We start from the raw sequence: 24,096 nt of genomic DNA, 5'->3' as shown, positions 1-24,096 counted from the left end.
GACGCGCGCCGCTTCAATCGTTGTCAGAATTCTTGAAACCCTTTCTCACGGTATTTCCAGGCGCACGTCAAAAGAGTGCCGGGTGGACTGTGCTTCTTGCGGAGAACCCGCTGAAGCCGTCGTCCACGAGCTGGTAGGGGACATACGCTGTTCTTGAGTCGGAAGGGAAATGATTTCCGTTGTGTTGGCCGCTGATCGCATCAGCGCCCGTTTCCGTGCGAGTCAGGTATGACCCAGAACCCGAAAATTGATCCAGAAAGCCCCCAGAAAGCGCCGCTGCCCGGCGAACCGATGTCGGGTGCCGACATCATCTTGCGCGTACTCAGCGAACAGGGTGTCGATACCGTGTTCGGCTATAGCGGCGGCGCGATCCTGCCGACCTACGACGCGGTGTTTCGTTTCAACGAGCTGCACGCCGACGAGCCCGAGCGTCAGATCAATCTCGTCGTGCCCGCCAACGAACAGACCGCCGGTTTCATGGCCGCGGGGTACGCGCGCGCGAGCGGAAAGGTCGGCGTGTTCATGGTGACGTCGGGTCCCGGCGCGACCAATGCGGTAACGCCGATTGCCGACTGCAATGGCGATTCGGTCCCGGTGGTCCTCATCTGCGGGCAGGTGCCGCGTGCCGCGATCGGCAGCGACGCGTTCCAGGAAGCGCCCGTGTTCAATATCATGTCGGCGTGCGCCAAGCAGGTGTTTCTCGTTACCGACCCGGACAAGCTCGAACAGACGCTGCGCACGGCGTTCGAAGTCGCGCGCACCGGTCGCCCCGGCCCGGTGGTCGTGGATGTGCCCAAAGACATCCAGAACTGGACCGGCACGTGGCAGGGGCACGGCACGCTGGCGTTTCGCGGCTACTCCGACCGTCTTCGCAAGGTGGCGAAGGGAGCACGTCTCGAAGCGACCAGGCGTGACGAATTCTTCGCTCTGTTGGCGCAAAGCAAGCGCCCGCTGCTGTATGCGGGCGGGGGCGTCATGACGGCCGGCGCCACGGCGGAGTTGCGCCAGTTCGCCGAGCGCTTCCGCATTCCCGTGGTGAACACGTTGATGGGGCTCGGCACGATATCCGTGAAGCACGAGCTGGGGCTCGGCATGCTGGGCATGCACGGCGCGGCCTGCGCGAACTACGCGGTGGAAGATTGCGACTTCCTGATTGCCGTGGGCGCGCGATTCGACGATCGCGTCGCCGGCGGCCGCCCTCACGCCTTTGCGCCGCGAGCGCGCTTTGTCGCGCACATCGATATCGACGAAGCGGAGATCAACAAGGTAAAGCGCGCGCACTGGACTCATGTGGGCGACGCGAAGGACGCTCTGCTTTCGCTGATGCAACACGAAGCGCACGTGCAGGCGCCGTTGGCGTGGCTCGACCAAATCAGGGAGCTGAAGCAGCGCTACGGCATGAATTATGACCGCGCCAGCCCGCTCATTCAGCCGCAGTTCGTGGTGGAAAAGTTGAGCGAAATTACCGGCGGGCGGGCTATCGTCACCACGGGCGTGGGTCAGCATCAGATGTGGGCCGCGCAGTTCTTCGACTTCGTCGAGCCGCGCAGTTTTCTCACCTCGGGCAGCATGGGGACGATGGGCTTTGGCCTGCCCGCTGCGATCGGCGCGCAGATGGGACGCCCGGATGCCCTTGTGATCGACATCGACGGTGACGGCAGCATGCGCATGAATATCGGCGATCTGGAGACCGCGACCACGTATGGCGTGCCGGTCAAAGTGCTGCTGTTCAACAATGTCGGCGACGGGATGATCCGGCAGTGGCAGCGTCTCTTTTACGACGGGCGCCTGTGCGTGAGCGACAAGTCGCTGCATCGAAAGGACTTCGTCATGGCCGCGCGTGCCGACGGGTTCGAGTTCGCGCAGCGCGTCGAGGTCCTGAGCGAAGTCGAGGAAAAACTCAGGGCGTTCGTCGCGTTCGACGGTCCGGCTTTCCTCGAAGTGATGATCGATCAGGATGCCGATGTGTTTCCGATGGTCGGGCCGGGCATGAGCTATTCGGACATGATCACCGGCCCGTTCATCCCGTCGAGGGATGGTGAGGAGTCGGGGAGCCCGCGTGCAGGGCATCAATCCGCTTCGGACATGTTCTAGCCAGCACAACCGCGCCAGTCTGCTCGCGGGGCGCATGGCGTCTTTCCGCCATGTAACAAAAGAAGTTCTGGCTACGGCGTTTATCGAGTCAGGCCGCAACCCTATAGTCATTCCGATGGCTGGGAGCGATGCGGGGCATGGGGTCCTGCGGGCCCCGCATTGTCTCTTCATGAGCGAGCAAGAATGAAACTGATCTATGTTGGCGATCCGATGTGTTCGTGGTGCTATGGCTTTGGCAAGGAGCTTTCGGCGCTCGTCGCGCGCGTGCCGGACCTGAAACTGGAAATCGTGGTCGGCGGGATTCGCGCTGGCGCGACCGATGTTCTTGACGCGACCGGCAAGCGTTTCCGGCTGCAGCACTGGCAGCGCGTAGAAGCGCTGAGCGGCTTGCCGTTCAACCGCGAAGCGTTCATGGGGCGCGAGGGGTTCGTCTACGATACCGAGCCCGTGTGCCGTGCCGTCGTGGCGGCGCGCCGCTTCGCCAGTGGCGACGCCTTGCTCTCGGTGTTCCGCGCGCTCCAGAATGGGTTCTATGTGCAAGGGCTGGATACGACCGACGGACGCGTGTTGAGTGAAATCGCCGCAACGGCGCTGGACGCCGTGGGCGTTCAGGTCCGTGCCGACGCGTTCTACCGGGCATGGGCGGCAGCAGAAACGAAAGAAGAGACGCAGCGCGATTTCGCCCGCGCGCGAGCGCTTGGCGTCGCGTCGTTCCCGACCTTGCTGCTTGAAGAACAGGGCCGGACGTACGCCGTGCATTCGGGCTATGCGAGCGTCAACGCGCTCGAAGAAAGACTCAACGAGATCGAGGGGCCGCTTGCCTGACCGTGTTTGATCCAGGTTGTTCGAAGCGGGCTGCGCGAGCGATTGCGCAGCCCGCTTCGACTTCCCGGACCGAGGCTTGAATCCATAAGGAGAGTGATGCAATGAACGATAGCAACGAAATCGTCGAACTCGTCCAGCGCTATTTCGACGCCACCTGGCGCGGCGATGTGGAGCAGTTGAGAACGGTGTTCGATGCGCGCGCGATCGTGGTGGGGGAGGTGAACGGCGAGCCCTACTACAAGACGATCGACGAGTATCTTGCGGGTGTCGCAAACAGGAAATCGCCGGCCGAATTAGGCGAGCCGGTCGAAACGGAACTGCTGATGCTCGATGTTCAGAAGAACATCGCGACGGCGAAATTGCACGTACGCATGCTGGGTTTCAACTACTACAATTATTTTTCGATCATGCGCCAGCGCGACACATGGCTCGTCATTACGAAGACGCTAACCAACGTGGCATAAGCGGCCGCCTCGCACCCACGCCCCGACGGCCCATCCAGGCCGGGGGCGCGGGCGATGCTCAAGCGCTTATTGGCCTGCGCTCTGGCCGCCGTCCACGTGCAGGATTTCGCCCGTCACGAACGGTGCCGAGTCGAGATAGAGAATGGCATTGACGATGTCGCTCATTTCGCCCATGCGACCGACCGGATGCATCGCGCCGAGCGTGGCGTGCGTTTCGGGCGCATGCATCGGCGACTTGATCACCCCAGGCGAAACCGCGTTGGCACGGATGCCCGCACGCGCATACTCGATTGCGAGCGACCGCGTCGCAGCGTTCAGGCCGCCCTTGGTGAGCGACGCAAGAACGGACGGGACTTTACTGTTCGCCTTGTCGGCAAGCGTGGTGGTGACGCTCACCACGTGGCCGCTGCCGTGCTTCTGCATCGCTTCGATCGCATATTGCGTGATGTGGAAGAAGCCGTTCAGGTTGACGTTGAGGATCGCGGCGTAGTCGTCGGCGGTGTACTGCGTGAAGGGCTTCGCAATGAAAATGCCCGCGTTGTTGACGAGCGTATCGACACGGCCGAAGTGCTCGATGGCGGCGTTCACCACGCGGCGAGCCGTGGCGGCGTCGCCGATGTCGCCGGCCACGGCGACATAGTTGGCCTCGGCGGCCGGCGTGATGGAACGGGCCGTGGCAACCACGCGATGGCCTTGCGCCCGGAACGCCTTGACGGTTTCCGCGCCGATGCCTTGCGATGCTCCGGTGACGATGACGACCTTGGAAGTGCTCATTGTGTGTCTCGCAGTATGGGTAAGCTGGCCGGTTGGCCGTTCGAATCGACGGATCCGATGGGGATGCACTGTAGGCGCATCCGTTGCGAGTGCGAACACACACCATGGACAAAGAGTCTTGCGCCGCGAGAACAAATCGCGGCGGGATCGCGAGGCTGTGCACGCGGCGATCACTCAGGCGGCGGCCTCGGTAGTGTGGGACTGTTGGCGGTATTGCCGGGGAGTGAGCTTGAGGCGCCGTTGAAACACCATGCGCATGTGCGTAGCGTTATGAAAGCCACAGTCGAACGCAACCGTTTTCATCGGGATGTTGCGCTCCTGCAATAGCCGCTTTGCAGCACCGACGCGGACCTGATCCACGAATGCGGAAGGTGTCGTGTGGAGATACTTCGCAAAGATTCTCGATAGCGTGCGCCGGCTCACGTAGACCGCCTCGGCGAGTTGCTCTATCGAAAGCACATCGGAAAGATGGTCGTCGATATGGCGCCGTACTTTGCCGATAATCGAACTTTCATCGGTGAGCGGCACATCGTCAGGATTTCGTTGGTAGGGCTCGCTCTGCAGATTGGCGCCAAGACGTCTTGCCACCTGTTCGGCGAGCTTCTGGCCCCAGTCTTGCGCGATGAGCGCGAGGCCAAGATCGAGTCCGGCGACCGCCCCGGCAGACGAAATCAGGCGTCCATCGCGAATCAGGTTCTTGTCGGGACGGATGCGGGCACGCGGGAATTCGCTGGCCATCCGGCTCGCGTCGCTCCAGCGCGCGGCAATCTCCTTGCCATCGAGCAGACCGGCACGCCCGAGCAGCCATGCGCCGTTGCAAACGCAGCCGTATCGGTTCGACTCGAATGCACGGCGCCGCAGCCAGTCCAGAAAATCCTGTTTCGGCCGGGCGTGCGTTGCGTGGGCGGCGCCTGTTACCAGCAGCACATCGATGTTTGCGCGAAAGTCGGCATAGGCCCATGGCACGCAAAGCTGCATGGCGTTCGAACAGGCAACCTCGCCTGCGTGTACGCCAATGAGGAGCACCTGATACTGGCGCGTCTCGCCGAGCAACCGGTTCGCTTCGGAGAACACGTCGAGCAGGCCCGCCATATCCATGGCCTGTACACCATCCAGCACCACAATAGCGACTTTCATTTTGCGCACCCAACCTGACCGATGATCCCGATGGCGCGATGACCCGCTGGAACAAGGTTAAGCGTGCAGCGTCAGGCTGACCATTCTCCGAATGGCTGAAGCTGCATCTTGCTGGCATGTGGTCCCTCATACGCAGGGATGAGCCATGTAGTTCCCAGGCGTGGTGCGCCAAAAGCCGCCGGGCTACCGCGCATGATTTATGGGGGCGCCTGCTTCAAAGGAAGACACGGCTTACCGTGCGCAAGCGGTGGCGATACGTCTTGCTATTGCTTACCATATGGCGAGCATCGGCACTTTTTCGCCATCACGAACTTTTCGAAGATCGAGCGATGACACACGATAGCGTTGGGACGCGAAGTGAACAACTACCGGACTCGCTCGTGTACGTGATCGACGACGACGAGTCTATTCGAGGCGCGCTGACCAGTCTGCTCATGTCCGTGGGCATCAAGGTGCGGGCGTTCGAATCGGCTGACGAATTCCTCGCCGGGGAAATGCCGGACGTGCCGAGCTGTCTCATTCTCGACATCCGGTTGCGCGGCGAGAGCGGTCTCACGCTGCAGCAGGAAGCTTTTAAAGAGAGTATTCGATTTCCCATCGTCTTCCTGACGGGACATGGCGATATCGGCATGACGGTCAAGGCGATGAAAGCGGGCGCTTTCGATTTCATGACAAAGCCATTCAAGGATCAGGATCTGCTTGATACGGTCGCCGCGGCGCTCAAACGCGATGGCGAATTGCGGCGCCAGGCGAGGCTCGTTGCGGGCATCCGTCAAGCGTACGATTCGCTCACCGCACGCGAGCGCGAAGTGATCGGGCTGGTGACGGAAGGTCTGCTAAACAAACAGATTGCCGACCTCCTGTGCCTGAGCGAAGTCACGGTCAAGATCCATCGGGCCCAGGCCATGCACAAGCTCAATGCGCGCTCCGTGGCCGAACTCATCAAGAAGTTGCAACAGGTGCAGGCGGCTCCTCAGAGCGCCAGATAGGCATTTGCCCACGCTGCGCGATGGCTGCCTGCGTCAGCGCGCGGATCTCGCCCCGCTAATACGGACTGTCGCAAGAATCATCCGAAGGTGTGATTGCTGGCCACTCGGCGGGCTTGTATTTTGCAGAAAGATTCAACCTCTCTGCATCTTTCGATGGCCACCGGACCCCAGATAACACCCGCGCGCTCGTCTGCAACCATCGCCATGGTGGACGACGATGAATCCGTCCGGATGGCGCTGTCCAGTTCGCTGCGTTCGGCGAGCTGGAACGTCGTCGACTACGCGTCCGCCGGCCAGCTTCTGGGCGATACGCGCCGTTCGAAACTGAAACTCGTCGTTGCCGATATCCATATGCCGGGCATGGACGGCTTTGCGCTGCTCGAGTCGATCAAGCGATGGAAGCGTCCGATCCCCGTCATTTTCGTGACCGCGTATGTGACCGAGGACGTGCGCGAGCGGGCAAAACGTAACGGCGCCGCCGGCTTCTTTTCGAAGCCCGTGGATGACGCACGACTTCTCACACTGGTGAGTGAATTGCTGAAAAAGTGACGTGGCCGCAGGTCCGGAATTCGTGCGCTGCCGGGTCTGACGCAAGCGCCGCTATGCCGGCCGCCCGTTCAGGCCATCCGAATGGATTAAACGCGCACGCGCGTGCATAAGGCATCACACCATATCGGACGATACCGCCGCACGGCTTGCGCGCCTACGCTTGACTCGTCGGCCAGGCAATAAACTTGTGAGGTGCGAGATGGATCAGCTCTACATGTTGCGTGCATTCGTCGCCGCTGCGCGGTATCAGAGTTTCAGCAAGGCCGCCGAATCGTTGAACGTGACCACCGGTTCCGTTTCGAAAGCGATCGCCAGGCTCGAAGAATGCGTCCAGACGAGAGTCTTGCTCAGGACAACGCGGTCGGTTTCCTTGACGGACGCCGCGCAATCGTACTACCTGATTTGCTGCCGTTTGCTCGAAGAGCTCGACGAGGCGAACCGGCGCATTGCGATGGAGCATGAGGTCAACGGCGGAAAGTTGCGGCTTGTCGTACATCCCATGCTGGTAGGCGGAACATTCTCGCGCCTGGTACGACGTTATCGCGCCATCGCGCCTCATGTGAGTCTGGTAGTTTCCGTTCAGGATCACGCCACGAACCTGTTCGACGGCCGGTTCGATATCGCCATGCTTCCGCCTCAGCTCGTGGAGCAGTCCACGGTGATTCGCCGGACGCTATTGCGGTCGCCTCGCATTCTCGTGGCCGCTCCCGCGTATCTCGAACAATACGGTGCACCGGAATCCGCTGCGAAGCTCGCCAGTCATTTTCTGCTGATCGATCCGGAAACGAGAAAGAAGAGTGCGGACTCCATCGATCTGCATGAGGGCGGCCGGAAAGTGAGCATAGCGCCCATGTCGTCGATGGAAGGCAACGAGGCGCTGCTGCGCGCGGCAGCGCTCGACGGCACCGGCATTGCCACGCTGCCTGAAGCCATGGTTCGCGAAGATATCGATATGGGGGATCTCGTGCACGTCCTGCCGGAGTGCACGGTATCGGATAGCAGCGTTGAAATTTGCCTTTTCTATTCTCACCGGGAGCTGATCCCGGCACGGCTCAGGATGTTCGTCGACTTCTGCACCGAGTTCTATCGGGCGCCTGCGAAGGCGGGTGCCGATGACGTGATACGCGTACCGCAACCGATCAAGCGAAGCGAAGCGCTCGCGATGATGGCATGACGGCTTCCCGCGAGAGGCAAGCGAGGGCGTTCAGCGCCGAAGAGGTAGCGAAGTCTTACGTATTGCACAACTGGATATTCGTTGGCAGTACTGCTTATGACGAATACACCTTCGTTCCCTGGCTCAACAGGAACGTCTACCGCCGCACGGTGGATTTGAGCCGTGTTTGCCTGCTGTGAGCATCCGCGCGCACAGCGCAGGCCGGCTTCCCGATACTCCCATGGAATGGAAGGATCATTCCCGCGGTTACGGGATTCTCTTGACTAGTGAAAGTCATTAATCTGGCCAGGCTGTTTCCCCGGAGGCATCGCCTCCCTCACCTTGCTAGAGAGATTGAAATGAAATTGCTTACTGCTGTCCTTTTTGCTTGCTCGCTGTCGGCCAGCTTCGCTGTCCACGCCGAATCCCCCGCTCCCGCGCGTACGGAAGCTCAACAAACGGCCCAGGCCGATACGTCCCGGGCGAATACGTATCAGGCGCCGCGGCGTCCGGCTACGACGCCGGCGCGGGACGCCAATACGTGTGTAGGCCCGGCAAGCTTCTGCAACCTGTTCTTTGGCAGTTAAGGCTGCCATGGGTTGGCGCCGCGCGCATCGATCGAACGCGATCAGGCACACACATCGGGATGAAGGAGCAGTTCACCGAGCGTGCGAATTGCCTCATCGATGCGCGGCGACCAGGGATGCCCATAGTTAAGACGTATGCAATTTTCGAATGCACGTGACGCGGAAAAGAGCGGGCCGGGCGCGACACTGATCCCGCGTTCGATCGCAAGACGATGGAGCGCCATGGCGTCGATGCGCTCGCGGAACGTGAGCCACAGAAAATAGCCGCCCTCGGGCCGCGTGTACTGCGTGCCTTCAGGCAGCCATCGGCGGATCGCCTCGATCATCGCATCGCGCTGCGTCTGCATGGCTAGCCGGATCTTCTTCAAATGACGCTCGTAGCCGCCATGCTCCAGGTAGTCGGCAATGCCGGCCTGGGCGGGAATGCTCGCCGAGATCGTCGTCATGAGCTTCAGGCGCTGCACGCGTTCTGCGAAGCGCCCAGCGCTCGCCCAGCCCACGCGATAACCCGGCGCCAGATTCTTCGAAAACGAGCCGCAGTGCATGACGAGGCCACGCCGGTCGAACGCGATGGCCGGCGGCGGATAGTTTGGCGCGTAGTGCAGCTCGCCGTACACATCGTCTTCGATGAGCGGGACCTCATGTTTCGCGAGCAGTTCGACTAGCGCTTCTTTCTTTGCCGCCGACAGCGTGACGCCCGTGGGGTTCTGGAAATTCGTCATGAACCAGCAGGCGCGGATGGGGTGCTTGTCCAGCGCTTGCGCCAGCGCGTCGAGGTCGAGCCCCGTGGCGGTATCGACGGGAATTTCGACCGCGCGCAGGCCGAGCCGCTCGATCGCCTGAAGCGCGGCATAAAAGCCCGGCGACTCCACGGCGACGATATCGCCGGGCTGCGTGACCGCCATCAGACAAAGATTGAGCGCTTCCAGCGCGCCGTTGGTGATGATGATGTCCTCGGCCGGCTGCGAGATGCCGACCCGCATGTAGCGCAGCGCGATTTGCCGCCGCAGGTTCTCGTTGCCGGGCGGCAGATCGACCACCGTGCTCCACGGGCTCACGCTGCGCGCGGCTTGGCCGAGCGATTTCGCCAGGCGCGACAGCGGAAACAGCAACGGGGAAGGGAAGGCGGAGCCGAGCGGCACGATGCCGGGGCGCTTGGCGGCGTCGAGCACCGAGAACACCAGCTCGCTGATATCGACGGTGGCGGACTCGCCCGTCGTTGCGCGTGATTCCGCGTTGCTGGGCTTCGAGGGCGGCGCGACGTAGTAGCCCGAACGTTCTTCGGCGCGCACGAGGCCCCACTGTTCGAGCACGTAGTAAGCACGCGCCGCCGTGGACTGACTCACGCCGTGTTGCGCAATGATTTGCCGCAGCGACGGCATGCGTGAACCCGGCTTCAGGTTGCCGGAGCGAATCTCGGCGGCCATGCTCTGCGCGAGGCGTTCATAGCGTGTCATGCGTCCGGGGTCTTCCAGAGAGGTCATGGGTGGACTCGTGCTTCGATCGATTTTCTCATGGCGCACCGGACGGGAAATCCGGTCTGCTACGCTCAATTATGCGTCGACTGCTTCTATACGTGCTTGCGCCGGGGGCGGATCATTGCGGCCAGTGCGTATCGCAGTCCGGGTCTGTTCTCCCGGGATGCGCCGGGATTACTGCGCGAGTGCCTGGATCATCACCTAAACCCGCAGAGCTTGCGGCTCTTTTTGCCTGTAGCGTGGCAAGCCTTTCGCCCCGGTGCGCGAGTACCGGGGCGTTTCTTTTTCTGTTTGTTCGTTGCGCACAGGCAGCCAGCGCCTGCATCGGCTGCATCGCTCGAATCGTTCGTAACTGCTGCTTTTTTTGTGAGTGCGCAAGGTTGAAGATCAGGGTATCCGATCGACCTGATCGACGTAACCGGAGTCAATGATGGAACTCGTTCGAATGATGCGCATGGTTCTGTGGAGCTTCTTCGGCGTGCGCAAGAGCGCGTCGCACGAAGCCGATCTCGCCAGCGTGAACTTCAAGTGGCTGCCGTTCGTGGCGGTTGTGCTGGCCGCGATGATTGGGGCTTGCATACTGGGTGTCGTGCTGCTGGTCGCGCATTCTACGGGAACCGCACAAGGCTTCTGAGCATCCGGTGCCGCCGAAAACTGGGGGCGCCGGCGAATCATCGTGAGACGTGTGATTGTTCGGCGTTTCATAACGGTGATTTCGTCCGCGCCGCGTTGATCTTTGTGGTGCTGCGCGTAATCTGACTATCAGGAAGCGCTGCATTCACGCGACGCGATTCACCCAGTTTTCAGGCAAGGAGTGTGAGATGGATATCCTCAATCTCGCCCGACAATCCGGCATGACGGTTGTGCTCGACGCACGTATCGGCCAACAGGAATACCACTCCGTTCACAGCAGCGTGGCCGCGCTGGAACGGTTCGCCGCGCTGCTCGAGGCGCACAGGCAAGCCGAATCCGGCAAGCGTATCTGATTGGCTTCATGACCGATTTCAATGGAGCCATATCGTGAAAGATGACGCACGGGACTTTCGTATGATCGAAACTGAGCGCAGCGCAGGCGACGCAACAGCAGGCCGGCAAACGCGCCATGCTGCACCGTCGCGCAACTGGGCCTGGTCTCACCATGGCGAGTCGTATGACTGGATGGATTCGGCGGGACCCTTCCCGCTCGAGGACCTGCTGGAGTAGGCGTTCGGGAATCGTGACGGGAAGCGCCACGCTTCACTAAAACAGATTGCTGCCATCACGAAACATCATTTGAGGAGATTTTTGGTTCGACCTATTGTGAAGTTCACGAGAAGCGGCAGCCCCCGGTGGATCGACGGCGATATCACGGGAGAGGGCAAGCCGGATACCTTCCATGAACGGAGACAATCGGATGAACCCCACGACCCTGCACGGGATTCGTAGCAATCCCCTGTTCGCCACGCTGGTCAAACGCCGGCGCAGATACATTGCCTGGCTGACGGCTATCACGCTGATTCCCTATTGCGGCTTCATCGTGCTGGTCGGATTCGCCCCCGCTTTGCTGGCCATCCGGCTTTCCGCAGACAGTATCGTCAATATCGGCTGGCCGATCGGCGTCGCGCTGATCGTCGGCAGCTGGTGCCTCACGGGCTTGTACGTTCGCCGCGCCAATGGCGAATTCGACGCGCTCACTGCCCAGATCCTGGCGGGAGCGAAACCATGAAGCGCGCCGGTCTTGCTCTCGTCTTCCCGCTGCTGCTGGGCGTCGCGACTCACGCGGCGGCCGCGGAGATCCTGCACGACGTTGAACAGCGTCCCCTCAATCTCCCGGCGATTGCGATGTTCCTGGTCTTCGCCGTGGCGACGCTGGGCATCACGTACTGGGCGGCGTCGCGCACCCGTTCCATGGACGACTTCTACACCGCCGGGGGAGGCATCACCGGATTCCAGAACGGCATGGCGCTGGCCGGCGACTATATGTCGGCGGCGGCGTTGCTGGGCGTGACCAGCATGATCTTTTTCCACGGCTACGACGGTGTGATCTACGCGATCAGCTTTTTCGTCGCCTGGCCGCTGCTGCTGTTCCTGTTCGCGGAGCGCATCCGCAATCTGGGCCGGGTCACGATTGCCGACATCGCATCGTACCGGCTCGACCAGAACCGGATTCGCACGATGACCGCCTTCGGTTCGTTGACCGTAGTCTGCTTTTACCTGGTTGTCCAGATGGTCGGCGCGGGGCAATTGATCCAGTTGCTGTTCGGTCTCCCCTACAACGACGCGATTGTCGTGGTCGGCCTGCTGATGGTGGTCTATGTGACCTTCGGCGGCATGGTGGCCACCACATGGGTGCAGATCATCAAGGCCGCGCTGATGCTGTTCGGCGGCACGCTGCTGGCCGTTCTCGCACTGTACCGGTTCGGTTTTTCGCTGAACGCGCTGTTCGAGCAGGCTGTCGCCGCGCACAGGAACGGCATGCACATCCTGCTGCCGAGCAAGCTGGTGTCCGATCCCGTTGCGCTGATTTCGCTTGCGATCGGACTGGTGTTCGGCACCGCGGGGTTGCCCCACATCCTCATGCGCTTTTTCACCGTGCCGGATGCGAAAGAAGCGCGCAAGTCGGTGTTCGTTGCCACGGGCTTCATCGGCTTCTTTTATCTGGTCATCATGGTGCTCGGCGTGGCGGCGATCGCGATTGTCGGCCGCAACCCGTCGTTCTATGTAGGTGGCCTGACCGGAGGCAAGCTGATCGGCGGCAGCAATATGCCGGTCATGCATCTCGCCCAGGCGCTCGGCGGCAATTTGCTGCTGGGTTTCCTGTCGGCCGTTGCGTTCGCGACCATCCTTGCCGTCGTGTCCGGGCTCACGATGGCGGGTACGTCCGCCATCTCGCACGACCTCTATGTGATGGTGCTCAAGAAGAACCGGGCCGATCCCGCGAGCGAGCGGCGGGTGTCCAGAATCGCGTCGGTTGGCATTGGCGCGGTGGCGGTGCTGCTGGGCATCGTGTTCAAGGATCAGAACATCGCCTTCCTCGTTGCACTGACGTTCGGCGTCGCCGCCTCGGTGAATTTTCCGGTTCTCGCGCTTTCGATGTACTGGAAGGGGCTGACGACGCGCGGCGCGCTTACCGGAGGCATCGCGGGCCTCGTGAGCGCCGTCACGCTCGTCATTCTGTCGCCCGCCATCTGGGTCACGGTGCTGGGCCATGCGAAGGCGATCTTTCCCTACGATTATCCGGCCATCGTGTCGATGACCATCGCGTTCCTGTTCGCCTGGCTGGGCTCTGCAACGGACCGCAGCGAGCAGGCGCAGCGCGAGCGCGACGACTTCGGCGGGCAGGCCATCCGCGCGCAGACCGGGTTCGGCGCGTCCGGAGCGATCAGCCACTAGAGAACGCCAACAAGGAGACAATCATGCAAATGCGTGACAACGGTCTGGGTTTTTCGCCCATCACGATCGCGCTGCACTGGATCGTCGCAGCGCTGCTGCTGTCGATCGTCGGATGCGGCATCGCGCTCATCCTTAGCGCGGACGACGCGCAACGAACGAGCCTCGTGCGTATGCAGAATCTGCTGGGCACTGTGCTGTTCGTCGTGTCGATCTATCGGCTCTGGGCACGGCTTTCTTCGTATCATCCGCTGCCCGTGGGCTCGCCGAACCCCGTCGAAGTGATCGTCAGCCGCTCCGTGGCGGTGGGCCTCGTGCTCGCCATGGTGCTGTTGCCGGTGGCCGTATGGCTTTCCAGGGCGGCAGCCGGTGTCGCCGTCGAGTTGCCGGGGGGATTGACGATCCCCACGCTCATTGAACCCAGCGTGGCAGTGCAACGGGTCGTGGACATTCTCTTCGATATCGGGGAGACGGCTTTTCTGCTGGGCCTCGCGTTGCATCTGTTCGGAGCACTGAAGAATCATTTCGCGCTGGGAAATGACGCCCTCAAGCGGATGCTTGGCAAACACGTGGAGCTTTGAGCGATGAGCGAATTCAAATCGGCCTTTGGCGGCAACGCGGTCACGCAGCTGTGCGGCGTCCGGTATCCCGTCTTTCTCGGCGGCATGGCGGCGATTTCCGGCCCGAAGCTGGTTGCCGCGGTGGCGAATGCCGGCGGCATGGGGACGCTTGGCGGGCTGCGTTTGCCGCCGCTCGCGCTGCGCAGGTGGATACAGGAAACGCGGGAGCTGACGGACAAGCCCTTCGGCGTGAATCTCGTGCCGAAGTTCGGCGGCCCGACCGTGTTCGAAGCCCAGTTTCGGGTCGTGTTGCAGGAGCGGCCGCGTATGCTGTCGTTGTTCTACGCCGAAGAGTATACGGCCGACATGATCCCGCGCGCCAAGGATGCCGGCATGGTCGTCATGGTCCAGGTGGGCTCGGTTGCGCTCGCCCGGCACGCGATCCGGCACGGCGCAGATATCGTCGTCGCGCAGGGTAGCGAAAGCGGCGGCCACCTCAACCGCGGGACGATCGGCGTCATGTCGCTGTTGCCAGCGATCTGCGAGGTCGCGCAGGGGCGTCCCGTGCTGGCGGCCGGGGGCATGACGACGCGCGACGACGTCCGGGCCGCGATGCTGCTTGGCGCCTCGGGGGTGCTCGTGGGCACCGCGTTCGTTGCGACCGACGAATCGAATGCGCATCCGCTCTACAAGCAAAAGATCGTCGAAGCCAGCGTGGACGACATCGAGTATCGCACCGGATATTCGTTCGGTTGGCCGTACGGCACGCCCCATTGTGTGATTCCGAATCGCGACAGGTGGAACCTGCTGCGCTTCGTTGGCGGCGGCGCACGCTTGATCGACAAACCGCGCATGGCGCAGAAGCTCTCGCTCTATGCGGGGCAGGGCGTCAGCAAGATCGGCAGCGTGGTGCCGGCGGCCGAGCGCATGGCAGAACTGGTGGCGGGCCTGCCGGCCTCGGCGGTTGCGGCGCATGCCCGCGCGATGTCCGATGGCCTGGTAGACGTCGCAAGCCGTGCGTTGGCGCAGGGGGAGCCGGCCGAGTGCCGCGCCGCATACTGACCCTGACGCGGTGTTCGGCGGCGCTCAGGCGGCCGCCGTCGAACGCCGCGTGCTCTTGCGATTCGTCGTACTCGCGCGCTTCGCTTTCGGGTTGTCAGTGGAAAGCGCGAGCTGGTCGCGCGCGAGCGCGACAAACGCGCTCAATGCCGGTGTCGCCAATGTGTCGTTGCGGCGGATGAATACCGTCTTGACGTTGGCGAACTCGCGCGGAAGCGCGTGGAGGGCGATGGCCTGGCGCGCTGCGTAGTTTTGCGCAACGGCCTTTGGCAACAGCGTCACGCCCATGCCCGCGGCCACGCACGAAAGGATGCCGTCGAGCGTCCCCAGTTCGAGCACCTGGTTGGGCACGAGTCCGACCTGATAGAACCAGTGTTCGAGCGTGGAGCGATAGAAGCAGCCCGTGCGGAAGACCAGCACCGTCTGCTGTGGCATGACATGGATGAGGTCGTCGAGCGAGGCGAACTCGCAGCTGCTCACGAGGACCAGTTCCTCCTGGAAGACCTCGTCTTGCGCGAGCACCGGATTCTGGTGAAGACCGCCGACGAATGCGCCATCGAGGCGATGACTCGCGACGGCCTTGATCAGCTCGGCGGTCGTGCCGGTGAGTAGCGACAAGTGGACCTGAGGATACTTCTCGCGGTATTTGGCCAATACCTGGGGCAGGCGTATTGCCGCGGTCGTCTCCATCGAGCCGAGCCGTAACGTGCCTGCCGGCGTTGCGGTGTCGAGCAGCGCGTTGCGGCTCTCTTCCGTGAGCTGGAGGATGCGCTGGGCGTAGCCCAGAAACGTTTGCCCGGCCGAAGTGAGCACCACGCCGCTCTTTTGCCGGACAAACAGTGGCTGACCGAGTTCGGCTTCGAGTTCCTTGACGCGCATCGTGACGTTGGACTGCACGGTGTGCACTTTCTCGGCCGCCGCTGTGAAGCTGCCGTGCTCCGCCACCGCACAGAAAATCTTCAGTTGACGCATCTCCATGGCGAATTCCAGAAATCACAAATAATGATGGATTTCATCATTTACCATCACTTTACTGGATCGAACGGCGCGAGCACAGTGTCGTAAACGCGAACGGGAGGATGCGTGTGGCGATGACGACGACTACGAACGTTGAGTGGTTGTTCGCCGGGGGGATGGGTTATCTGGACCACGAAGGGCAGCGCAGCGGCATTTTCAAGCGGCGCATGGCCGGGCCGGTGCGCGTGGAAGCGCTGGGGATTGTCGGCGACGAACATGGCGATCCGCGCGTGCACGGCGGCCCGGAAAAGGCCGTTCATCACTACGCGGCGGAGAATTACGCACGCATCGCGCAGGCGTTCGCGGCGTGCGCCCAGGCCTTGGTGCCCGGCAGTCTCGGCGAAAACATCTCGGCTTGGGGGCTGTCCGAGCGCGACGTGCGCATTGGCGATATCTACCAGGTCGGCAGCGCCATGCTGCAAGTTTCGCAACCGCGCAGCCCGTGCTGGAAGATCAATCATCGCTTCGGCGTCGAGCGCATGTCGATGCAGATTGCCGAGGGGCGAATCACCGGCTGGTATTACCGTGTCCTAAGCCCGGGCGTGATTGCGCCGGGCGACGCCATCACGCTCATCGAACGGCAAACCGAACGTTTCTCCATCGACGAGTTCTGGAAGGTGCAGTTGTCGCATCGTCCGTCCATCGATACGTTGGTCGAGCTGATTGCCATTCCGGGCCTTGCGCCCGACTGGAAGCGGCGCCTGGGCGAGCGGGAAAAATGGCTGCGTGCGCGTCGATGACCCGTTCGGTCAAGCTAGTGCATAGAGGTCACCCGCAGATACGCAAACAGCAGCGACAGCACAACCACAATGATGCCCGTCGCAACCACAAGGCGATTGGCTAACAGTCGACGCATCGCAAATCTCCTAGACGAAGCTGTAGCGTTCGGAATGGTATCGGGAAAGCGGCACTTTCATTTCGCCGAGCGCAGACTCGATTGCATCCATCATCGGATCGGGCCCACAAATGAAATATTCATGATCGGCATACTCAGGGGGAAGATGACGCCGGAACAATTGCGCGTCAATGCGACCGGTGTCTCCGTCCCAGTCATTGGGCGGATTTGCCAGCACGTAGGCAATCCGCAGATCGAGGCGAGTCTTCAGAGTGTCCAGTTCCTCGCGGAACGTGAGCGAGTCCCAGGTCTTCGCGCCGTATATCAGCACGAGTGGACGCTTGTCGCCGCGATCGGCGAGCGTACGGATCATGCTCATCATCGGCGTGATGCCGATGCCGCCCGCAATCAGCACATGCATATCGGTTGGATTGCCGATCGTGAAAGCGCCATACGGTCCATCGAGATACACACGCTTGCCAACGGGTATCTCGTTCACGGTACTCGTGAAGTCGCCGAGATTCCGAATTGTCATTTCGACGCGGCCGTCCGGCGCCTCCGCGCTCGACGAAAAAGAGAAGGGGTGTCCCGTGACCCTGAATGGTCCGCTCCACACGGTTAGCCAGCCAAACTGACCCGGCTTGAAGCGCCAGCCTGCATGGCCGTCGGGCAGCATCACGAGCGTCGTTGTGTCGCCGCGTTCCGTGCGCACCTCCGAGATCCGGTAGGGGCGTCGCAGCATAAAAAGCGGCTTGAAGAGACGCACGTAGAGCAGCAGGCAGATCCAGGAGATCGCAACGCAGATCCAAAGCGCCCGCTTGAATGGATCGGTCAGATAGAAGCCCCAGCCGATCATGTGAAGCATCCCCGCGCCGATTGCCGTCAGCGCGAGCACGATATGAGACAGGTGCCATATCTCATAGCGGATTTTCAGTTGTTTGCGCCATAGAGCGGTGATCACCAGAACGATGAGCGAGCCAATCGAGAGGACAGCGAACCAGGCACCCCACGGAACCTCACTGAGCGATTCTGGCATTGCGACTGATTCGGAACGAATGGCGACCAGAATAAGCGGATGAACGATGACGAGGCCGACTGCCAGCAGCGACACCCGTCGATGAAAGTGATAAATGACGTCCTCGCCCCACGGCTCGGTCACATGACGAAAGCGCGCGGTCAGACCAAATTGCAGGCCCATTATGGCAAGCCCGGAGTAACCGAGCGCAACCGAAAACTCGGTGCCGAAGTTTCGAGCGGGCGGCAGTGTGCCTGCAAGCAACGCGAAGAGCGGGGCGAGTATGAAGAGCAGATAGATGGCGGACCAGATGGCCCTGCGTATGAGATCACGAGACTGCATGAAATGCCTCTCTATCTCTGCAGCGAAATAAGCGGACGTCTCGCTGTCCGGGGCGCCGTCCCTCGCATGCAAGAGGCCGCGCGTCGCTCGCCTGCCGCTCAGATGCACGTGGTGAGCAGAAGTGCGGGGCCAAAGGTAATGGCGGTCGCAGCCAACGCCGAAATCAGGGTCCAGATAACAACCGAGTGCATGAACGTGCTGATGCGCTCGGGACCAGGATCACGGCGCGCGGCGGCACGATAGCGCCATAGCCAGCCGATCGCAACCAGGTGCAGGAGCAGTACGATTGCGAGACTCACGCGCAGCGGGCCGGCGGCCCAGCCGAATGCGCAGCCGATCGCATGCAGCGCGTAAAGAACGGCAAGCGCGAGGCACCAGACAGTGAAGCCCGCAGCTAGCCACCACAAGCGCCGGGGCGGAAGCGGACGCGCATTCATGGTCTGGCTCCGAGCATGCCCACGAGGCCGGGCAGCGCGAGCACGAGGCCCAAAGCGATGATGGCCGTCGCCAGCGTGTAGTCGACCCAGAGGCGCGTGAGGCGCAGGTCCGTGAGCCGTCGTGCGGAAATGAAGCCGGCGCCGAGGCGCAGCAGATTGCTGATGAGGAACAGCAGGCCGATGCCCGCGTGTACCGCGACATACGCGAGCAGTGCCGCAGCCGTCGCGCCGAGTGCATGTTCGCGAGGGTTCGGCATGACACCGTTGATTAGCGCGACGGCCGAGGCCAGCGCGACGGCGAGCGCCAGCACAGTGAGGCCGATCGCCGTGTATGGCTTGCGTTCGCTGGCGGCGGCGCGCAGCGAGCCCCGCGCCGCCGCCGCCCCGATGGCCAGCGCGGCAACCGTGACGAACGCGAGCAGGCGGCTGGGTTGCGGCGTCACCGCAGCCGGCCAGTTTGGCGCGGCGATCCACAAATAGAATGTGCCGAACACGAGCGACGTAAAGAGCGTGCCGTTCGCGACCAGCGTGCAGGTCAGCGCGAGCCAGGCTGGCGCGCCCGAAACTTCGGTATGCGGCGGAACGCTCACGCCACGGCCAACCGGCAGCGCACCATAGTCGCGTGCGAGCCCTGCGCTTTGTCCTGCATAGATGAACAGGCCGAACGTCACGAACGCGAACGCGATCGACACCAGATAGAACTTGAACAGCATCGCGAGCACGGCCGCGCAGGTCACGAGCGCGGTGACGAGCGGCAGATAGGTCGCGCGCGGCAACACGATCAACTGCTCGGGTTCGCCTGAAGTCATGTGTACGCCGAGCGTTTCCTGCCAGCCGTTGCGCGTGAAGCCGAGATAGCCTTCGCCGCGCGCGAGCGAGCTCGCCAGCAGGCCGGGGGCGACACCTTCCGTTTCTGCATCGATACGCGGGATCGACGCAAATGCATATGGTGCGGGCGGAATCGGCATGGCCCATTCGAGCGTGGTCGACTCCCATGGGTTGCGGCGCACGCGCCGGCCGAAGCGCACCTGCACGACGATGTCGATCACGACCAGCGCGAAGCCGATCGTCATCACGAAGCTGCCCACCGACGACAGCAGATTGAGCCAGTTCCAGCCTTCATCGCCGCTATACGTATAGATGCGCCGCGGCATGCCGAGCAGGCCGGTCAGGTGCATCATGAAGAATGTCATGTTGAAGCCGATGAAGACCAGCCAGAAGGCCGGTACGGACAGCCTGTACACTGCCGTGCGTCCGGTTAGCAAAGGCAGCCAGTAGTAGAACGCGGCGAGCATCGGAAACGCGAGCGCACCTGCCACCACGTAATGCATGTGTGCGACGACGAAGTACGTATCGTGCGCTTGCCAGTCGAATGGCACGATCGCGAGCATCACACCGGTTAGCCCGCCTGCCGTGAACACGAAGAAGAAGCCGAAGATGTACAGCATCGGCACGTCCCAGCGCGGCCTGCCGTGCGACAGAGTGGCGAGCCAGGCGAAGAACTGGATCGCAGTCGGCACCGCGACGATCGCGGAGCCGGCCGAGAAGAACGCCAGCGCGAGATGCGGTATTCCCACCGTAAACATGTGGTGAACCCAGATGCCGAAGCTCAGGAACGCGAGTGCGATGATCGCGACGACGATAACGCGGTAGCCGACGAGTGGACGTCCCGCAAAAACCGGAATGATGGTCGACAGCACGCCTGCCATCGGCAGGAAGATGATGTACACGTCCGGGTGGCCGAACAGCCAGAACAGATGTTGCCAGAGCAACGGGTCGCCACCACGGGTCGGATCAAAGAACGGCAGATTGAACGCGCGTTCCACCTCGAGCAGGATCGAGCCGAGAATGAGCGGGGGAAAGGCCACGATCATCATCATCGCGGTCACGAGGATATACCACGCGAAGATCGGCATGCGGTCGAGCGACATGCCCGGCGCCCGCATCTTGAGGATCGACACGACGATTTCCATTGCGAGCGACAGCGCCGAGATTTCGACAAACGTGATCCCGAGCAGCCAGACGTCCGCGTTGATGCCGGGCGTGTAGACGTTCGAGCTGAGCGGCGTGTACATGAACCAGCCGCCGTCCGGCGCGCTACGCAGGATCAGCGAGATCGCCAGGATCGTGCCTCCCAGCAGATAGCACCAGTAGCCGTACGCGGTCAGCCGCGGAAACGCGAAGTCGCGCGTGCCGAGAATCTTAGGCGTGAGGTAGACCGCGAAGCTCTCCACCATGGGAATGGCGAACAGGAACAGCATCATGGACCCATGCATCGTAAAGACCTGGTTGTAGGTCTCCACGTCCATGAAGGCCGCATGCGGCGTGGCGAGCTGGACGCGCGTGAGCATGCCGAGAACGCCAGCGATCGCGAAGAACACGAACGAGGTGATCATCATGCGCATACCGAGGACCGTGTGATTCACGGCGGCAAGCTTCTGCACACCCGGCCCGGTAGCCCAGATCGCGGTGAGCTGGCGATGCAGCCGTAGCGCGCTCATGCCCTCTGAAGGCGGCTCGACGGGCACACTCATTTCTTCACCTCCGCGGCGGTGGCGGCGCTTTTGACGGCAGCAGAAAAATCTTCAGGACGGTCGACGACCACGGCGAAATGCATCTCAGCATGGCCGATGCCGCAAAACTGGTTGCATTGTCCAGCGTATTGGCCCGGCTGATCGGCCTGGATTCGAAGCCGGGTTTCATGACCCGGCACGGCATCGATCTTGCCGGCAAGGCGCGGAATCCAGAATGCGTGCACGACGTCCTTGCTGGTGACGACGATGTCGACCGGCACTCCCGCCGGTATATGCAGCACGTTCTCCATTTCGAGTCCGCCCTGGTCCGGGTAGCGGAAGGTCCAGCGCCATTGCTGCGCAATCGCCTCGATGCGCACCGGTGCCAGCGCTGGCAGCGGCAGCAGCCGTTCACCCGCGAGCAGTGCATAGCAGATCAGCGGGATGAGGATGACGGCAGGCAGCACAAGGCCGCCGAGCACGATCCAGCGCATGGGCGACACCCGCGAACCCCAGCCCGGACGCCAGATCACCATGCAGAACAGGATGAGCACCATCGCGAATAGCACCGCCGCCCCGGCGAGCATGACCCACCACAACCCGGCGATGGACCTCGCCGAGCGGCCTGACGGGTCCAGTGCCGAAAGTGGACCGGCGCAGCCGGAGATGCCGACTGCCGCCAGGAGCAATCCTGCTTGGACCGATGCGCTCAAGAAGCTATGATGGTTTGCGGCGTCCCTCATTCGACGCGAGGAGCTTCCGTCATGGCAAAGCAAGGCGATACCGGAGCCGAAACCAGGAGCGAAGTGCTCCTGGAACTGCTGCGTCTCGATGCGGGTTCCGCCGTTGCACTCGTTGGTCATCCGGTTCACGTGATGATGGTGCATTTTCCGATCGCGTTCGTCGTCGCTACCCTGGGGGTGGACGTGATCTACTGGTGGACGGGCGATCCGTTCTGGGTGCGGGCGGGTCTGTGGGCCGCCGGATTCGCGTTCTGGAGCGGCGTGGGCGCAAGCGCCGTCGGCACGGCTGAATTGTTGCTCGTGCGCGGCATCCGGCTGCGCGAGGCGAGCTGGTCCCATGCGGTCGCCGCCATGACGCTCGTTGCCATCGCGGGCGCCAACTGGGGCGTGCGTCTCTTTTTCCCCAGCGAGGTTCTGCCGCATGGGCTTGCACTGTCGGCACTGGCCTCGGTGATGACGGGCTTCGCCGGCTGGCATGGGGGCAAGCTCGTCTTCGATCATGGCGTGGGCATTCTCGTATCGCCGAAGGACTGATGCAGCCACCGGCCGAGCCCGCCGGGTTCGAACAGATGCGGGGCGATCAGGGTCGAGTCGATGTGCGGCTTGGCCAGCACGACCCAGATGATCGCTAAGATGACGACGACGTAGGCCGTGGTCAGCCCGATCTCCGAGAACCGGCTGAAATGTCCGTCGGGCGAATAAAGTTGATGCAGCACGAGGCCGGCCACCACGTGCAGCATTGCCATGATGCCGACCAGCACCATCTTCGCGGAAAACCATTCCACGAACGTAGCCTGCAGAAAGATCAACGCGGTGCCGCTGGCGATCGCCACGAAAGCGGCAGGCGAGGTCAGTTCCACGTACACCAGCCGCGTGACACGGTGCAGCCGGTCGAGATCGGCGGTGGCCGTGAGCGCGCGGCGCTGCCCGAACAGGAAGGGCAACGCGATGAGGCCGCCCGACCAAATGGCAATCGCGCCCAGATGGATGAATTTGAGAACGGTCGTCACAGATGAGGCTCACTGACGCGCAGGCCTGACCAGGCGATCCGCAACCCCGCGACGAGATAGGGGACCATCGCCAGCACCCACATCAATAGAGCGGCTAGTTGCTGATCGGCGAGCGGAGTCAGTCCCCAGGCGGCCGTGGTATCGAAATGCACGGCATACAACGGCACGGGCGCGAATACGATCAGCGCGCCGAGTAGACCCATGTGTCCGATCGTTGCGACGAGCGCCATCAATGCGGCGCCTGTCTGCACGGACGCCGCGAAGATGCCGCGCCACATCAGCCAGGCGCTACCAAGCAGCGTGATCTGCATTAGCCAGTAAGCAGGTGCCGTAGAAAGTCCCCATGCGTAGAGCCCTGGCGCATGCCAGAGCCAGATGAAGCACGCATGCGCGGCGACCACCGGCGCGAGCGGGGGATAGACGAGGCGCGGCATCGGAAAGGCAATGGCGAGCAGCGGCGCGACAGCCGCGATCAGAATGATGTGATGAGTCACGCGTGCCGAGAACAATGCCGAAGACAGGGCGCAGAGTGGAGAAACGAATACGACGGCCAACAGTGCGATCGCTGCCCAGCCTGCTCGCGCATTCGCCGACCAGCCACGCCCAACGACGAACGCGAGCGCAGCAAGCGACGCGAGTAGCAGCGGGTCCATATTCCAGCGTATCCAGAAGCTGTCGGGGACACTCGCAGGGCCACAGTAAGCGACCGGAAAATATGGCATGGCGCAATATCTTCGGCTAGTCCGGGTTCAGTACCATGCGCTGAAGCGCAAAGGAAGAGAAACCTGGAGCGTTTGGCGGGACGGCAACGATCGTGTCGACTGCAGAAGCACTGTAGCTCAAATAACTCGCTCGGGCCTCCCAATATGCTTACGCTGCCCTTGAGGATTGCGAATAGATTACGATTCCCATCGGAAAACGTTCGTATCCGCCAGGCAAAGTCCCGCTACGGGCGTAAGCCCGATACCAGGGATGCGTGCCAGATGTTTGCAGCGCTCACGTTCCGCTCGCGTGGCCCCAATTTCGTGAAATGCAGTGCAGGGAGGGCGTCCGTGCCGTCTTCGCTGACCCATGAGTGCTTCATGAGAAGGCTGTTTTTGCAGTTTCGTCGCCAACATTACAGTGGATATTGTGAAGGGAAAGACC

General features: G+C 62.2%; 25 protein-coding genes. 15 read left to right on the top strand and 10 right to left on the bottom strand.

The features are described 5' to 3' along the window. Window positions 1-228 precede the first annotated feature (228 nt). The 3 genes from ilvB (at window position 229) to M3A49_RS14645 (ending at window position 3,383) form a co-directional block, all read left to right on the top strand. Window positions 229-2,094, top strand: a complete 1,866-nt coding sequence (gene ilvB, locus M3A49_RS14655; protein WP_266229267.1) for a biosynthetic-type acetolactate synthase large subunit — start codon at window positions 229-231, stop codon at window positions 2,092-2,094. Window positions 2,095-2,277: 183 nt separating this feature from the next. Next, window positions 2,278-2,919: a DsbA family protein gene (locus M3A49_RS14650; RefSeq protein ID WP_266229266.1), complete on the top strand. Its 642-nt coding sequence runs from the start codon at window positions 2,278-2,280 to the stop codon at window positions 2,917-2,919. Between the two features lie 101 nt (window positions 2,920-3,020). Then, window positions 3,021-3,383: a nuclear transport factor 2 family protein gene (locus M3A49_RS14645; protein ID WP_266229265.1), complete on the top strand. Its 363-nt coding sequence runs from the start codon at window positions 3,021-3,023 to the stop codon at window positions 3,381-3,383. A gap of 66 nt (window positions 3,384-3,449) precedes the next feature. On the opposite strand, the gene M3A49_RS14640 is transcribed toward M3A49_RS14645, so the two are convergent. Beyond that, on the bottom strand, window positions 3,450-4,157 hold the full coding sequence (locus tag M3A49_RS14640) for an SDR family NAD(P)-dependent oxidoreductase (RefSeq protein ID WP_266229264.1): 708 nt from the start codon (window positions 4,155-4,157) through the stop codon (window positions 3,450-3,452). Window positions 4,158-4,331: 174 nt separating this feature from the next. Further along, window positions 4,332-5,294 carry a GlxA family transcriptional regulator gene (locus M3A49_RS14635; RefSeq protein WP_266229263.1) on the bottom strand — a complete coding sequence of 321 codons (963 nt, stop codon included), beginning with the start codon at window positions 5,292-5,294 and terminating at the stop codon, window positions 4,332-4,334. Between the two features lie 329 nt (window positions 5,295-5,623). Between M3A49_RS14635 and M3A49_RS14630 the strand changes: the two genes are divergently transcribed. The 3 genes from M3A49_RS14630 (at window position 5,624) to M3A49_RS14620 (ending at window position 8,006) form a co-directional block, all read left to right on the top strand. Beyond that, on the top strand, window positions 5,624-6,283 hold the full coding sequence (locus M3A49_RS14630; protein ID WP_266229353.1) for a response regulator transcription factor: 660 nt from the start codon (window positions 5,624-5,626) through the stop codon (window positions 6,281-6,283). A 204-nt stretch (window positions 6,284-6,487) separates the two neighbouring features. Next, entirely contained in the window at window positions 6,488-6,832 is a 345-nt protein-coding gene (locus M3A49_RS14625) for a response regulator (protein WP_266229262.1), read from the top strand. Window positions 6,833-7,031: 199 nt separating this feature from the next. After that, window positions 7,032-8,006 (top strand): LysR family transcriptional regulator, encoded by a 975-nt coding sequence (locus tag M3A49_RS14620; protein WP_266229261.1) that lies wholly within the window; start codon window positions 7,032-7,034, stop codon window positions 8,004-8,006. Between the two features lie 607 nt (window positions 8,007-8,613). Here the strand turns inward: M3A49_RS14620 and M3A49_RS14610 are convergent. Further along, the gene (locus M3A49_RS14610) at window positions 8,614-10,029 is read right to left on the bottom strand and encodes a PLP-dependent aminotransferase family protein (RefSeq protein ID WP_266229352.1); all 1,416 of its coding nucleotides are present in this window, start codon (window positions 10,027-10,029) and stop codon (window positions 8,614-8,616) included. 451 nt (window positions 10,030-10,480) lie between these two features. Here M3A49_RS14610 and M3A49_RS14605 point away from each other — a divergent pair, with 451 nt between their 5' ends. The 7 genes from M3A49_RS14605 to M3A49_RS14575 all read left to right on the top strand — a co-directional run bounded on the left by M3A49_RS14605 (window position 10,481) and on the right by M3A49_RS14575 (window position 15,041). Further along, window positions 10,481-10,684 carry a DUF2970 domain-containing protein gene (locus M3A49_RS14605; RefSeq protein ID WP_028202250.1) on the top strand — a complete coding sequence of 68 codons (204 nt, stop codon included), beginning with the start codon at window positions 10,481-10,483 and terminating at the stop codon, window positions 10,682-10,684. Window positions 10,685-10,871: 187 nt separating this feature from the next. Next, window positions 10,872-11,036, top strand: coding sequence for a hypothetical protein (locus M3A49_RS14600; protein WP_266229259.1), 165 nt, complete (start codon window positions 10,872-10,874; stop codon window positions 11,034-11,036). 61 nt (window positions 11,037-11,097) lie between these two features. After that, a complete protein-coding gene (locus M3A49_RS14595) occupies window positions 11,098-11,253 on the top strand; it encodes a hypothetical protein (RefSeq protein ID WP_266229258.1) in 156 nt (51 codons plus the stop codon). A gap of 190 nt (window positions 11,254-11,443) precedes the next feature. Continuing rightward, complete coding sequence (locus tag M3A49_RS14590) at window positions 11,444-11,755, top strand: DUF485 domain-containing protein (RefSeq protein WP_266229257.1); 312 nt, start codon at window positions 11,444-11,446, stop codon at window positions 11,753-11,755. Then, window positions 11,752-13,422 (top strand): cation/acetate symporter ActP, encoded by a 1,671-nt coding sequence (actP, locus tag M3A49_RS14585; protein ID WP_266229256.1) that lies wholly within the window; start codon window positions 11,752-11,754, stop codon window positions 13,420-13,422. The genes M3A49_RS14590 and actP overlap by 4 nt, the downstream gene beginning before the upstream one ends. Before the next feature lie 23 nt (window positions 13,423-13,445). Beyond that, window positions 13,446-14,000, top strand: coding sequence for a cytochrome b (locus M3A49_RS14580; RefSeq protein ID WP_266229255.1), 555 nt, complete (start codon window positions 13,446-13,448; stop codon window positions 13,998-14,000). Window positions 14,001-14,003: 3 nt separating this feature from the next. Continuing rightward, window positions 14,004-15,041, top strand: coding sequence for an NAD(P)H-dependent flavin oxidoreductase (locus tag M3A49_RS14575; RefSeq protein WP_266229254.1), 1,038 nt, complete (start codon window positions 14,004-14,006; stop codon window positions 15,039-15,041). A 24-nt stretch (window positions 15,042-15,065) separates the two neighbouring features. Here the strand turns inward: M3A49_RS14575 and M3A49_RS14570 are convergent, their stop codons facing one another. After that, a complete protein-coding gene (locus tag M3A49_RS14570) occupies window positions 15,066-16,016 on the bottom strand; it encodes a LysR family transcriptional regulator (RefSeq protein ID WP_266229253.1) in 951 nt (316 codons plus the stop codon). Window positions 16,017-16,129: 113 nt separating this feature from the next. Between M3A49_RS14570 and M3A49_RS14565 the strand changes: the two genes are divergently transcribed. Then, window positions 16,130-16,795: an MOSC domain-containing protein gene (locus M3A49_RS14565; protein WP_266229252.1), complete on the top strand. Its 666-nt coding sequence runs from the start codon at window positions 16,130-16,132 to the stop codon at window positions 16,793-16,795. A 126-nt stretch (window positions 16,796-16,921) separates the two neighbouring features. Here the strand turns inward: M3A49_RS14565 and M3A49_RS14560 are convergent, their stop codons facing one another. From M3A49_RS14560 to coxB, 4 genes are all read right to left on the bottom strand, one after another. Continuing rightward, window positions 16,922-18,247 (bottom strand): ferric reductase-like transmembrane domain-containing protein, encoded by a 1,326-nt coding sequence (locus M3A49_RS14560; RefSeq protein WP_266229251.1) that lies wholly within the window; start codon window positions 18,245-18,247, stop codon window positions 16,922-16,924. Window positions 18,248-18,345: 98 nt separating this feature from the next. Then, window positions 18,346-18,684 carry a hypothetical protein gene (locus M3A49_RS14555; protein ID WP_266229250.1) on the bottom strand — a complete coding sequence of 113 codons (339 nt, stop codon included), beginning with the start codon at window positions 18,682-18,684 and terminating at the stop codon, window positions 18,346-18,348. Next, on the bottom strand, window positions 18,681-21,218 hold the full coding sequence (gene ctaD, locus M3A49_RS14550; RefSeq protein WP_266229249.1) for a cytochrome c oxidase subunit I: 2,538 nt from the start codon (window positions 21,216-21,218) through the stop codon (window positions 18,681-18,683). The genes M3A49_RS14555 and ctaD overlap by 4 nt, the downstream gene beginning before the upstream one ends. Further along, the gene (gene coxB / locus M3A49_RS14545; protein ID WP_266229248.1) at window positions 21,215-21,910 is read right to left on the bottom strand and encodes a cytochrome c oxidase subunit II; all 696 of its coding nucleotides are present in this window, start codon (window positions 21,908-21,910) and stop codon (window positions 21,215-21,217) included. The genes ctaD and coxB overlap by 4 nt, the downstream gene beginning before the upstream one ends. Before the next feature lie 51 nt (window positions 21,911-21,961). Here coxB and M3A49_RS14540 point away from each other — a divergent pair, with 51 nt between their 5' ends. Beyond that, window positions 21,962-22,474 carry a DUF2231 domain-containing protein gene (locus tag M3A49_RS14540; protein WP_266229247.1) on the top strand — a complete coding sequence of 171 codons (513 nt, stop codon included), beginning with the start codon at window positions 21,962-21,964 and terminating at the stop codon, window positions 22,472-22,474. Here the strand turns inward: M3A49_RS14540 and M3A49_RS14535 are convergent. After that, on the bottom strand, window positions 22,438-22,950 hold the full coding sequence (locus tag M3A49_RS14535; protein ID WP_266229246.1) for a CopD family protein: 513 nt from the start codon (window positions 22,948-22,950) through the stop codon (window positions 22,438-22,440). The two genes, M3A49_RS14540 and M3A49_RS14535, sit on opposite strands and share 37 nt — an antisense overlap. Further along, a complete protein-coding gene (locus M3A49_RS14530) occupies window positions 22,947-23,603 on the bottom strand; it encodes a cytochrome c oxidase assembly protein (protein ID WP_266229245.1) in 657 nt (218 codons plus the stop codon). The genes M3A49_RS14535 and M3A49_RS14530 overlap by 4 nt, the downstream gene beginning before the upstream one ends. Between the last annotated feature and the right edge of the window lie 493 nt (window positions 23,604-24,096).

This window comes from Paraburkholderia sp. CNPSo 3076 (assembly GCF_026343935.1).
Taxonomy (GTDB): Bacteria; Pseudomonadota; Gammaproteobacteria; order Burkholderiales; family Burkholderiaceae; genus Paraburkholderia; species Paraburkholderia nodosa.
The sequence above is the reverse complement of the archived record's forward strand: the minus strand, read 5'-3'. Positions and strand labels throughout refer to the sequence as shown.